Raw genomic sequence first — 12411 nt, forward strand, 5'->3', positions numbered from 1 at the left:
GCACAAATGAGGGCCAAGCAATGATCCCCGAAATCGGACTGGCCGCTTTGTGGCTCGCCGCTGCGCTGGCGGTGTTGCAGATGGTCTCGGGCGCCTTTGCGCTGAAGGCGGCGGAAGGCGCGGTCAATCCGCTGGCGATCTATGCGCGCCCTGCCGCGGTGGTGCAGGCCTTCCTTGCGGTGCTGGCGTTCCTGATGCTGCTGTGGTCCTTCGCGATCACGGACCTTTCGATCAAGCTGGTCGCGAGCAATTCGCACTCGATGAAGCCGCTCCTCTACAAGCTGACGGGGACATGGGGGAACCACGAAGGCTCGATGCTGCTGTGGGTCGGCGTGCTTGCGCTGTCGGGCGGGTTGTTGGCCGGGTTCGAGAAGCGCCTGCCGGAACGCACCATGGGCGCAACGCTGGCGGTGCAAGGGTTTGTGGCGCTTGGTTTCTATGCCTTCCTGCTGCTTTCCTCCAACCCGTTCGAGCGGCTGCCGGTCCCGGCGGCCGAGGGAACGGGCCTCAACCCGCTGCTGCAAGACATCGGCCTCGCGATCCACCCGCCGACGCTTTACGCGGGCTATGTCGGGCTGTCGGTGGCTTTCAGCCTGGCGATGGGCGCGCTGTTGACCAATCAGGTGAACCCCTCCTTCGCCCGCGTGCTGCGCCCCTGGGTACTGGGGGCCTGGGTGCTGCTGACCTTCGGGATCACGGCTGGTTCCTACTGGGCTTATTATGAGCTGGGCTGGGGCGGCTGGTGGTTCTGGGATCCGGTCGAGAATGCCTCGTTGATGCCGTGGCTCGCCGCAACCGCGCTGATGCATTCGGTCAGCGTGCTGGCCGCGCGCGATGCGCTGCGGACGTGGACGATCATGCTCGGCGTGCTGGCGTTCTCGATGTCGATGCTCGGCACCTTCCTCGTGCGTTCTGGCGTGCTGACCAGCGTCCATGCCTTTGCTGTCGATCCTGAGCGCGGGGCGTTCATCCTCGGGCTGCTGGGCCTCTACATTGGCGGGGCGTTCACGATCTTCGCCCTGCGCGCTGGCGCGGTGGCCGAGGGCAAGCGCTTCGCCATTGCCAGCCGCGAAGGCGCGTTAGTGTTCAACAATGTGATGCTCTCGGCGATCTTGGCGATCGTGTTGCTGGGCACGCTCTATCCGCTGCTGACCGAGGTGTTCGACGTGCGCGTGTCGGTCGGCCCGCCTTACTTCAATCCGGCAGGCGCGATCTTTGCGATCCCGATGCTCCTCGTCATGGCGGTTGGCCCGCTGCTGCGCTGGAAGAGCGACAAGCCCGCGCGGCTCCAGTTTGAGCTGGCGCTGATCGCTTCGCTAGTGATCGGGGTGATCGCGCTGGTGAGCTTCTTCGGGCAGTTCCCGCTTCTGCCGCTGCTAGGCCTTGGCCTCGCGGCCGCGCTGGCGGTGGCCGCCTTCCTGCCGCTGCGTGGGCGCAATCTCGCACGCGTGCCGGTCGCAACCTGGGGCATGGTGCTCGCCCATTTCGGCATTGCGGTCTCCTTGTTCGGCATGGCGTGCGAAGGAGCGTTCTCGCAGGAGCGCCTCGCTGCGGTTGCGCCGGGCGGTACCGAACAGATCGGCGATTTCGCTGTCACTCTTGAAAGCGTCACGCCTGTCGCGGGACCGAACTGGACGGCGATAGAGGCACGGCTGGCGGTCAGCAGGGACGGCGGCGAGCCGGTGATCCTCAATCCCCAAGCGCGCAACTTCTGGTCGCCGCCGCAGTCCACCAGCGAAAGCGCGCTGCTGACCCGCTGGGACGGGCAGCTTTACGCGGTGATCGGCAATCAGGCCGAGGATGGGCGCTGGCAGATCCGGGTGTGGTGGAAGCCGTTTGTCACCTTCATCTGGTATGGCGGATTGCTCATCGCGCTGGGCGGTATTCTGGCGATTGCGGGCCGGGTTAAGGTCGATGTCAAACGCCGTGCAGCTGTGACCAAGGGTGCAGAGCGCCGCGCCGATGTCGAGGCGCTTGATGTCGCCTCTCCGGTTCCGGCCGAGTAGGCCGATGCGCTCGCGACTGTTCCTATGGGTGCCGCTCGCCCTGTTCGCCTTCTTTGCGGGGGTCGCAGGCTATATGCTGACGCAGGAGAAGGACGAGTTCGTCGAAAGCACGATGATCGGTCAGCCCTTGCCCGATTTTGCGCTCGACCCTGCATTTGGCGGCCTGCCTGGGGCAGCCAAGACGGACCTCATAGGGAGCAAGCCGCGCCTGCTCAATATCTGGGCCAGCTGGTGCACACCCTGCATCGCCGAGGCACCGCAGCTCGAAGCGCTGCAGGCCCGCGGCGTCGAGATCGTCGGCATCGCCATTCGCGATCGGCCCGAAGACGTCGCCAATTTCCTTGGGCGCTATGGCAATCCGTACTCGCGGATCGGCAGCGACCGCATTTCCGAGGTGCAGTTGGCGATCGGATCGTCGGGGGTGCCGGAGACCTTTGTGATCGATGCCAAGGGCGTGATCCGCTATCAGCATATCGGCGACATCCGGCCCGAGCATGTCGCGGTACTGCTGGCCGAATTGGAGAAGGCCCGATGATCCGCGCTGTCGTGGCTCTGCTGCTTGCCCTGCTCGCCATTCCGGTGATGGCGCAGGATTCCATGCCGCCAGCGCCCTATGCCTATAATCAGCTCGACGACCCCCGGCTTGAGGCCGAGGCAACCACGCTGATGCACACGCTGCGCTGCCTCAAGTGCCAGTCGCAGAGCATCGCGGACTCCGACGCGCCGATGGCGGGCGATATGCGCCATCAGGTGCGCAGCCGCATTTTGGCAGGCGAAAGTCCCGACCAGATCCGTGGCTGGCTGATCGCCCGCTATGGCGATTACGTCAGCTACGAGCCTGAAGTGAGCGCGACCACTTGGCCGCTGTTCGCAGCACCGGTGCTGCTGCTGCTGATCGTGGCGGGCGTGCTGCTGCGGCGGCTGGGCAAGCGACGCAGCGATGCGGGGGATACGGTATGATCGGCGGCTGGCTGGCGATCGGCGCTTTGGCGCTGGCAGCCTTTGCGCTTGCGGTGTTGCTGCTGAAGCTCCCGCGTGAAGGGATGACGCTGTTCGGCGCTGTGCTGGTGTTCGGGCTTGCCGGTTATGCCTGGCAGGGTTCTCCGGGGCAGGCGTCTGCACCCAAGGGCGAGGCGGACGCCGCATCGGGGCAGGGCGAGGCAATGGTTGAAGGTCGTGCCGCGCTGTTCTCGCGCACACAGCCTGCGCCTGACTACCTCGTCACCTCCGACGCCTTCGCCCGCCGCGGCAAGTTTGCCGATGCGGCCAACCTCCTCCAGCGCGGGCTCGCCGATAACCCCCGCGATGTGGAGAGCTGGCTGGCTCTGGGCCTCGCGTTGGTCGGCCATGCCGACGGTTTCGTGACGCCGGCCGCTGTGCAGGCCTTCGGGCGGGCCAAGGCGATTGACCCGGGCCATCCGGGTGCGGAATACTTCCTCGGCTTTGCGTATCTCCAGAGCGGCGAGATCGTCGCGGCGCGCAATGTCTGGCAGGGTCTGCTCGCCAACTCGGCCCCCGAGGCGCCTTGGCGAGAAGGGCTTGAGGCCGAAGTTGCGCGGCTCAACGACATGATTGCCCGCGCGCCGATGCTTCAGGGCCAATGACGCCTTTCTCTCTGGCGCGCGCCATCCGTACTGATAATGTTGCAGGTGCGAATGGGCAGTGCTAGGCGCGCTGCCTCATCGGCCTGAATGGTTCCGGCAGGATGGGCAGTACCGCGGGATACGGGAAATCCAATCAAGATGAGCAGCATAGCCAATACTGACGAACCTGCCGCCGCAACCGCCCAAGGCCACGGGCACAGCGCGTCGACGCTGACCCTTGCGGTCGGCGCTGTCGGCGTGGTGTTCGGCGACATCGGCACGAGTCCGCTTTATGCCTTTCGCGAGACCTTCGCCGCGCATCATGGCGCAATCGGGATCACCCCCGACGCCGAGCATATCCACGGTGTGCTGAGCCTCGTGTTCTGGTCGATGATGATGGTGGTTACGGTCAAATATGTGCTCACCATCATGCGCGCAGACAACAAGGGCGAGGGCGGCAGCCTAGCCTTGTTGGCGCTGATTCGGCGCGCTTCGGACAATCGCCGGTGGACCGCGCCCTTGATCCTGCTCGGAGTATTTGCCACCGCGCTGTTCTACGGCGACAGCATGATCACCCCGGCGATCTCGGTGCTGTCCGCGACCGAGGGTCTTCAATACATCGTTCCCGGCTTCAAACCGTGGATCGTGCCGACGGCGGTGGCGATCCTGTTTGGTCTGTTCGCGATCCAATCGCGCGGGTCGGGCAAGGTCGGCAAGCTGTTCGGCCCGATCATGCTGACCTATTTCGGAATGCTGGCGACGCTGGGTGTGATGCATCTGTCCGCCAACCCTGCGATCATTCTGGAAACGATCAACCCCATCAATGCGCTGCGGTTCTTCCAGGCGGATGGATTTACCGCCTTCATCGCCCTGGGCAGCGTAGTGCTGGCGGTGACCGGGGCCGAAGCGCTCTATGCCGACATGGGCCATTTCGGGCGCAAGCCAATCGGGCTGTCCTGGCTGACCTTCGTGTTTCCGGCGCTGATGCTCAATTACATGGGGCAGGGCGCAATGATCCTTTCGGCAAGTTCGCCGGCGGCTGCGGCTGCGCTCGTCAAGGATCCGTTCTTCCTGATGATCCCTGACCTTGTTCGCGTGCCGGTGATCATCCTCGCGCTGCTTGCCACGATCATTGCCAGCCAGGCGGTCATTTCGGGTGCCTTCAGTCTGACCCAGCAAGCGATCCAGCTCGGCTTCATCCCTCGCATGGAAATCCGCCACACCAGCGCTTCAGCTGCGGGGCAGATCTACATCCCTACGATCAACTGGGGTCTGATGGTGATGGTGATCCTGCTGGTGCTGTTCTTCCAGTCTTCGACCAACCTTGCCGCAGCCTATGGCATCGCGGTGACCGGGGCGATGTTCATCGACACGCTGCTGCTGGCAGCCGTCCTGTTCTCGCTGTGGCGCTGGCCGGTGTGGAAGGCGCTTCCGCTGGTCGCAGCCTTCCTGATCGTCGACGTCGCCTATTTCGGCGCGAACCTGATCAAGGTGCCGCAGGGCGGCTGGGTTCCGCTGCTGATCGGCTTCGTGATCTTCACCCTGCTCACCACCTGGTCGCGCGGGCGTGAGCTGATGCGGGCGAGCATGTCCGAAAGCGCGCTGCCGATCGAGATTTTCGCCAAGAGCGCGCAGAACAGCGCCACCCGCGTCGCAGGAACGGCTGTGTTTATGGCCTCGACCAATACGGGCGTGCCTTCGGCGCTACTGCACAATATCAAGCATAACAAGGTGCTGCACGAACGCATCCTGATCCTGACCGTGGCGGTGCAGGATGTGCCCTATCTCGAATCGATCGAACGCTATTCGTGCAAGGATCTGGGCAATGGCTTCTACCGGGTCACGATCCGCTGCGGCTTCCTTGAAGAAACCGATGTGCCCGCGCTGCTGCGCACGCTCGACCTGTGCGGCGCGCCATTCGACATGATGCACACCAGCTTCTTCCTGTCACGGCAAACCCTGCTCGCATCGGCCAAGCCGGGTATGGCGATCTGGCGCGAAAAGCTGTTCGCCTGGATGCTGCGCAACGCGGCGAGCGCGATGGAGTTCTTCCGGCTACCGACCAACCGGGTGGTGGAGCTGGGGAGTCAGGTGGAAATCTGACCTTGCGCGTGGTCGCTCTCGCCCTTGTACCGCTCTCCCTCATGGCGGCGGCATGTGCGCCAGAGGTAGCTGACGAAGCGCAGGTGCCCAGCAAGGAGCAGGCAGCGATGACGAACCCGGTCTTTCATTTCGAAATCCCCGTCACCGACTTGGACCGGGCCATCGCCTTTTACGAAGACGTGTTCAGTTACCAGCTGACCCGCGCAGACGTCGACGGCTACGATATGGCGTTTTTCCCGCGCGCAGGCGATGCTCCGGGCGCAAGCGGGGCATTGGCCAAGGGCGACGTCTATCGCCCGTCGCAAGACGGGCCAGTGATCTACTTCGATGTACCAGATATCGACGCAGTGCTCGCGCGGGCGACGGCGCGCGGATCGAAGGTGCTCTATCCCAAAAAGGATATCGGCGAGGTGGGCTTCGTCGCCGAAATCGAGGATAGCGAGGGCAACCGGATTGCCTTGTCGCAAGTCAAACCCTGATCAGCCCCCCGTCGGCGGCTCGTCCTTCAACGGCTCGTCGCGGTCCTCAAAGCTCAGCCCGTGCTTGAGCAGCATGGGGATCTGGCTGAAGGTGAACAGGAAGGTGAGCGGCAGGAACACCCACAGCTTCGCCCACAGCCAGCCTTCGAAATCCATCTGCGCGCGCAGGACTTCGTTGAGGCCGGCCAGCACCACAAAGAACACCCCCCAATTGCGCGACAGCTTGAGCCAGCCTTCGTCCGACAGGCCCTCGAAGGCGGCTTCGAGCAGGATCTTGAGCATCGCCCGCCCGGCAACATACCCGGCCAGCAGCACCGCGCCGAAGCTCGCATAGATGATCGTCGGCTTGATTTGCACGAAAGTGGGGTCGCCGAAGAAGATCGTCAGACTTCCGAACCCGACGATCAGCGCGGTCGAAAACCATAGCATCGGCGACACTTTGCCCAGCCGCCATTTCGATACCAGCAGGGCGATGACGGCCGCGACCATGAAAGCGCCAGTGCCATTGATGATCGCGCCGAGTTCGCCCGTTGCACTCACCTTATCGGGCGCGCTCCAGCGATAGACGCCGAGGAACACCACCAGCGGGCCGTAATCGACCGCGACGTTGAGCCAGCTGGAGGCGGCCTTCTTGGTCTCGTTGTCGCTCATCACGCCACTCCGGCAATCACGCGGGCGACCAGATCTGGGTCGAACGGGCGCAGGTCTTCCATCTTCTCGCCGACGCCGATGGCGTGGATGGGGAGACCATATTGCTCCGCCGCCGCGACCAGCACGCCGCCGCGCGCGGTGCCATCGAGCTTAGTCATGATGAGGCCGGTGACGCCCGCGACTTCCTTGAACACGTCGATCTGGGCGAGGGCATTCTGGCCGTTTGTGGCATCGAGCACCAGCACCACATCATGCGGCGCTTCGGGGTTCAACCGGCCGAGGACGCGGCGGATTTTCGCCAGCTCCTCCATCAGCTCCTTTTTGTTCTGGAGGCGACCTGCCGTGTCGACAATCAGCGCATCGATCCCGGTGTCGGTCGCCTGCTTGACCGCATCGAACACAATCGCCGCCGGATCGCCGCCTTCAGGCCCGCGCACCAGATCAACCCCGATCCTGCCCGCCCACGTGGCGAGCTGCCCGATGGCCGCCGCGCGGAAAGTGTCGCCCGCTGCCAGCAGCACGCCGTAATCATCCTCCTGAAACAGGTGGGCGAGTTTGGCGATGGTGGTGGTCTTGCCGCTGCCGTTCACGCCGATCACAAGGATCACCTGCGGGCGCGGGAAGGCGGTGATTTCTAGCGGCTTGGCGACGGGGCGCAGGATCGCGGCGATTTCCTCGGCCACGGCTTCCTTCAGCTCGCGGGTGGTGATCTCCAGCCCGAAGCGCTTGTCGGAAAGGCGCGCACGGATGCGCGCCGCCGCAGCAGGGCCGAGGTCGGACATGATCAGCGCATCCTCGACCTCGTCGAGCGTAGCGTCGTCAAGCTTCGCACTCCCGCCTACCCCGGCAAGGTTGGCGGTCAGGCGCTCCGATGTCTTGGCGAAGCCGCCGAACAGGCGCTGGCTCCAGCTGGTTTCACTCATCCGAGCAGGCCCTCCCTGACCTCGCGCACATTCACTTTGATAATGTCACCCGCTGCTGTCCCGGCAGGCAGCGCGACGCGGGCATAGTTGGGGGCATAGCCCGTGCTATCGCGTTCGGCGAGGACGGGGAGCGTTTCGCCCACAAGGCTGTCGAGCCAGACCGCCCGGCGCGCGGCGGCGCGGGCGCGCAGGTCGGCAGCGCGAGCTTTCACCACATCGCGCGGCACTTGCGGCATCCGCGCGGCGGGGGTGCCGGGGCGGGCCGAGTAAGGGAAGATGTGGGCGTGGACGATGTCGAGCTCGTCGATGATGCCGAGGTTTTCGTCGTGGTGCGCATGCGTTTCGGTCGGGAAGCCGGCGATGAGGTCAGCCCCTATGGCGATATCTGGCCGGAGCGCTTTGAGGCGCTGGGCCAGTTCCACTGCATCGCGGCGCAGATGGCGGCGCTTCATCCGTTTTAGGATCAGGTCGGCGCCGTGCTGCAAACTGAGGTGCAGGTGCGGCATCACCCGGGGTTCGTAGGCGAGCAGGTCGAACAACCCTGCGTCAATTTCGATCCCGTCGACCGAGGACAGGCGCAGGCGGGGGAGGCCGGGGAAGGATGCAAGAATCGCTTCGACCAGCGTGCCAAGGCGCGGCTCGTCCGGCAAATCATGCCCCCATGAGGTCAGATCGACCCCGGTGAGCACAACCTCCTTGGCTCCCGCAGTTAGATGCGCTTCGACCTCGCGCAGCACGTCCGCCACGCTCAACGAACGGCTCACCCCGCGCCCCTGCGGGATCACGCAGAAGGTGCAGGCATGGTCGCAGCCGTTCTGCACGGCGACGAAAGCGCGGGTCCGCGCCGGGGCAACCGGCGGTGCATCAGCGGCGATATTCCACGCCCTCGGATCAAGCTTGGCCGCGTTCGCCACCAGCCCATCAACCTCGTCCATCGCCCCAATCGCAGCGCGGTCGATCTCAGCCGCGCAGCCGGTCACCACCAGCCGTGCCCCAGGATGATCGCGCCGAGCGCGGCGGATTGCCTTGCGGGTCTGGCTGAGCGCCTCACCCGTTACCGCGCAGGAATTGACCACCACCAGATTGGTTTCGCCCGCAAGCATCGCGCGCATTCGCTCGCTTTCAGCAATGTTCATGCGGCAGCCGAGCGAGATAATTTGCGGAGCGTTCAAGCTCCGGCTCCCGCGGCGTAATCATCCCAGTCGAAGGTGCCGCGATAGCTTTCTGCCGCAGGGCCGCTCATCAGGATCGTGCCGCCCGGCGCCCAGGCAATCACCAGATCGCCGCCAGGCAGCGTCACACGCACCGGACTCGCCACCAACCCGCGCCGGATCGCCGCGACCGCTGTCGCACAGGCCCCAGTGCCGCAAGCACGGGTCAGCCCGGCACCGCGTTCCCACACCCGCAGCTTCAGGTGATCTGACCCGGCGAGGCTCGCTACATTGACGTTCACCCGCTCGGGAAACAGCGGGTCATGCTCGATCACCGGGCCAAGCGTTTCCAGCGGCACGGCATCGGCATCATCCACAAAAAAGATCACATGCGGATTGCCGACATTGACCGCCATCGGCGCTTCAAGGTTCTCCCACGCCACCGGCATGGTGACGGTGTCCATCGGATAGGCCAGCGGGATCGCGTCCCAGTCGAAGCGCGGCGCCCCCATGTCGACTCGTGCGCCGCCGTCGAGCGGTTCGAGCGCAATCGGCCCGCCGCCAGTCTCGATGACTGCGGGCTCGCTATGCAGCAGCGCCACCGCCCGCGCGGCATTGCCGCAGGCCTCGACCTCGCTGCCATCGGAATTGAAAATCCGCATCCGAAACGCTTGTGTCTCGCTCGGCTCCAGCAGCACCAGCTGATCGAAGCCGATCCCGGTGCGCCGGTCACCCAGCGCGCGTGCGATATGCGGCGTCATCTGCGGCAGCGGCGTCAGCCGTGCGTCGAGCACGACGAAGTCGTTGCCCAGCCCGTGCATCTTGATGAAGGCAATCGTCTGCGTCACGGCTGCGCATCTATGCACGCAGGCAGTCCACGTCCAGTCCTGCCCGCGGGCGGGGGGCGCAATCTCAGGGCCGGGCGATGCGGTAGAGGGTTGGGCCGTCTTCCGTGCCGGTGCGTGGCAGCGACGGTGCTTGGTCGGAAACGCCGGTCAGCTTGCCCGCCGCCTTTAGCCGCGCGCGCACTGCTTCGGCATCTTCGGGCAGGCCATAGAGATAGCCCTGCGCCTTCAACCGGCCCATTGATTTCAATGCCTGAAGGATCTGTTCGTCCTCCACACCTTCCGCCGTCAGCGGCAGATCAAGCCCGCGGCCGAGTGAGATGATCGCTTCGACTATCCGCGAACGGCTGCCCGGTTCGCGCAATTCGCTGACAAAGCTGCGGTCGATCTTGATCCGGTCGAACGGCAGGTTGCGCAGCTGTTCAAGGCTGGAATAGCCCGTGCCGAAATCGTCGAGGCTGATCTGCACGCCCTGATTGCGCAGACTCATGATCATCGAGCGCACCAGGCCGATGTTCTCGTGCAGACAGCTTTCGGTGATCTCGATTTCGAGCCGCTGCGGGGGGAAGCCTGCGGCGACCAGCTTTTTCAGCAGGCGCTGCGCAAACCACGGATCGCGCAGCTGCACCGGCGAGATGTTGATCGACAGGGTCAGACTGTCATCCCATTCGCGCGCATCGGCGAAGGCCTGTTCCATAAGGCGTTCGGACATTTCGTTGATGAGGCCGATTTCCTCGGCGATGGGCACGAAGATGTCGGGGCTGATCACGCCAAGTTGCGGCGAGCGCCAGCGCGCGAGCATCTCGAACCCGACCAGCGCACCGCTTTCGACATCGACCTGCTGTTCGTAGAACGGCACGAACTCGCCGCGCGCGAGGCCCCGGCGGATGCCGGTTTCGAGTTGGTTGCGGAAGCGCATCTCGCTTTCCATGCTCGGCTCGAACCAGAAGTAGCGGTTCCGGCCCTGCTTTTTGGCATGGTAAAGCGCCATGTCGGCGCGCTGCATCAGGGTGCCGGCATCGACCACTAGGCCGATCGTGCCGTCCGCATCGTGATCGGCGGCAAGCCCGATCGACAAGGTCAACTCGACCGTGATTGTTGGCAGGCGGAAGGGCTGGGCGAGGCTTTCGAACAGACGGATGACCAAATCGTCGACCCGGTCGGCGTGGCCTGCGGGGTAGGGCATCACGAAGGCGAATTCGTCCCCGCCGAGCCGCGCCAGCCGCGCGTCACGCGGGAGTATTCCGCGCACCCGCTCGCTCAACATCACGAGCACCGCATCGCCCACCGGGTGGCCGTGCATGTCGTTGATCTGCTTGAAGTTGTCGAGATCCATCATGCAATAGGCGACAGCTTCACCGCGAACTGCCGCGCGCGACCGCAGCTCCTCGGTTGCTTCGAGCATACTGCGGCGGTTGAGGCACTGGGTTAGCGGATCGGTGGCCGCCAGCAATTGCGCACGGGCTTCGGCCCGACGGCGCTCTTCGATTTCGCGGGTGAGTTCGCGGTAACGCCGCCAGCCGAAGATGATCAGCGCGATGTTCAGCAGCAGGGCATTGACCAACAGAACATCCGGACGCGCACCATTGCCAAACAGTGCGTCCATGACCTTGGGCAGCACCGTTCCGCCGGTTCCCACCAGCATGATGATCGCTGCCACGGCAATTCCCAGCGCGATGATATCACGCTCGGCTGCTTGCAGTGGGTTGTTGGGCTCGTGATTTTTCAAAATCGTTGCCTTAATCGTCCAGTGCACGTGGATTGGCAGGCACGCCAAAGGTGCCTTCATGTGATTCATCGCAGATTGCACTAAAGAACGGGTTAACTCGCTCACTGTGGATCGGGGCTTGGCGAGACGGGGGTGTGCGGGCTACGTGGGCGCTGTTTGAGCAAGGGAGCGCGCTGCCAGCATGGCCTATTGGCTGATGAAATCCGAACCGTTCAAGTACAGCTGGGACGATCTTGTCGCCGAGGGCGAGGGGACGTGGGATGGGGTGCGCAACTATCAGGCGCGCAACAATCTTGCCGCGATGCAGGTCGGGGACGAGGCGTTTTTCTACCACTCGCGCGAAGGGCTGGAGGTGGTCGGCATCTGCACCGTCAGCGTTGCCGGGATCACCGATCCGACGGACGAGACGGGCAAGTGGGCGGCGGTGAAGGTGAAGGCCAAAGAAAAGCTCGCCCATCCCGTCACCCTGGTGGCGATCAAGGCTGAGCCACGGCTGGCCGAGATGCAGTTGATCCGCCAATCGCGCCTGTCAGTGTGCGGCGTGACCCCGGTCGAATGGCAGGTAATCTGCGAGATGGCGAAGGGCTAAATCAGCGGTTGCAATCGGGCTGCCGCGCTCGTGCCACCACTTGCCCCGGCTGCCGGAACGAACATCTCTGGCAACCGTAAGTCTCTTGAAAAGCCAATAAAGTCATTGGCTTAACCTAGGAGACTATCATGGGTGAATTCACGGACAAGGCGAAGGGTACGGCCAAGGAAATCATTGGCGAAGCCAAGCAGCATTCCAACAATCCCGAGACACGTGCCGAAGGTACGGCCCAGAAGCTTGAAGGCAAGGCCGACAAGGTCAAGGGCTCAATCAAGGGCGCACTCGGCGACAAGATCTGACCACGCGTCAGCGCTGAAAAGCAGGAAAGGCCGCTCCGTTCGGGGCGGCCTTT

Annotated in this window: 13 protein-coding genes; 8 read left to right on the top strand and 5 right to left on the bottom strand. The window is 64.2% G+C overall.

Annotated elements, in window-relative coordinates; genetic code table 11:
• Window positions 1-20 precede the first annotated feature (20 nt).
• The 6 genes from GRI59_RS07895 (at window position 21) to GRI59_RS07920 (ending at window position 6171) form a co-directional block, all read left to right on the top strand.
• Complete coding sequence (locus GRI59_RS07895; protein WP_160760675.1) at window positions 21-2006, top strand: heme lyase CcmF/NrfE family subunit; 1986 nt, start codon at window positions 21-23, stop codon at window positions 2004-2006.
• 4 nt (window positions 2007-2010) lie between these two features.
• Entirely contained in the window at window positions 2011-2541 is a 531-nt protein-coding gene (locus GRI59_RS07900) for a DsbE family thiol:disulfide interchange protein (protein ID WP_160760676.1), read from the top strand.
• Entirely contained in the window at window positions 2538-2966 is a 429-nt protein-coding gene (locus GRI59_RS07905) for a cytochrome c-type biogenesis protein (protein WP_160760677.1), read from the top strand. The genes GRI59_RS07900 and GRI59_RS07905 overlap by 4 nt, the downstream gene beginning before the upstream one ends.
• Window positions 2963-3610, top strand: coding sequence for a tetratricopeptide repeat protein (locus GRI59_RS07910; protein ID WP_160760678.1), 648 nt, complete (start codon window positions 2963-2965; stop codon window positions 3608-3610). Before GRI59_RS07905 ends, GRI59_RS07910 begins: the two co-directional genes overlap by 4 nt.
• Window positions 3611-3748: 138 nt before the next feature.
• Window positions 3749-5692 carry a potassium transporter Kup gene (locus GRI59_RS07915; protein WP_160760679.1) on the top strand — a complete coding sequence of 648 codons (1944 nt, stop codon included), beginning with the start codon at window positions 3749-3751 and terminating at the stop codon, window positions 5690-5692.
• A 107-nt stretch (window positions 5693-5799) separates the two neighbouring features.
• On the top strand, window positions 5800-6171 hold the full coding sequence (locus GRI59_RS07920; RefSeq protein WP_160760680.1) for a VOC family protein: 372 nt from the start codon (window positions 5800-5802) through the stop codon (window positions 6169-6171).
• Here GRI59_RS07920 and GRI59_RS07925 read toward each other — a convergent pair whose 3' ends face one another.
• The 5 genes from GRI59_RS07925 to GRI59_RS07945 form a co-directional block, all read right to left on the bottom strand.
• On the bottom strand, window positions 6172-6822 hold the full coding sequence (locus tag GRI59_RS07925) for an inner membrane-spanning protein YciB (protein ID WP_160760681.1): 651 nt from the start codon (window positions 6820-6822) through the stop codon (window positions 6172-6174).
• Window positions 6822-7745: a signal recognition particle-docking protein FtsY gene (gene ftsY / locus GRI59_RS07930; protein WP_160760682.1), complete on the bottom strand. Its 924-nt coding sequence runs from the start codon at window positions 7743-7745 to the stop codon at window positions 6822-6824. Before ftsY ends, GRI59_RS07925 begins: the two co-directional genes overlap by 1 nt.
• Window positions 7742-8917, bottom strand: coding sequence for a MiaB/RimO family radical SAM methylthiotransferase (locus tag GRI59_RS07935; protein WP_160760683.1), 1176 nt, complete (start codon window positions 8915-8917; stop codon window positions 7742-7744). The genes ftsY and GRI59_RS07935 overlap by 4 nt, the downstream gene beginning before the upstream one ends.
• A complete protein-coding gene (dapF, locus tag GRI59_RS07940) occupies window positions 8914-9717 on the bottom strand; it encodes a diaminopimelate epimerase (protein WP_202390979.1) in 804 nt (267 codons plus the stop codon). The genes GRI59_RS07935 and dapF overlap by 4 nt, the downstream gene beginning before the upstream one ends.
• A 91-nt stretch (window positions 9718-9808) precedes the next feature.
• Complete coding sequence (locus GRI59_RS07945) at window positions 9809-11470, bottom strand: putative bifunctional diguanylate cyclase/phosphodiesterase (protein WP_160760685.1); 1662 nt, start codon at window positions 11468-11470, stop codon at window positions 9809-9811.
• A 181-nt stretch (window positions 11471-11651) separates the two neighbouring features.
• Here GRI59_RS07945 and GRI59_RS07950 point away from each other — a divergent pair, with 181 nt between their 5' ends.
• The gene (locus tag GRI59_RS07950; protein WP_160760686.1) at window positions 11652-12059 is read left to right on the top strand and encodes an EVE domain-containing protein; all 408 of its coding nucleotides are present in this window, start codon (window positions 11652-11654) and stop codon (window positions 12057-12059) included.
• Window positions 12060-12187: 128 nt separating this feature from the next.
• Entirely contained in the window at window positions 12188-12358 is a 171-nt protein-coding gene (locus GRI59_RS07955; RefSeq protein WP_160760687.1) for a CsbD family protein, read from the top strand.
• Window positions 12359-12411 lie beyond the last annotated feature (53 nt).

It is taken from the genome of Erythrobacter ramosus (assembly GCF_009828055.1).
In the GTDB taxonomy this organism is placed as follows: Bacteria; Pseudomonadota; Alphaproteobacteria; order Sphingomonadales; family Sphingomonadaceae; genus Erythrobacter; species Erythrobacter ramosus.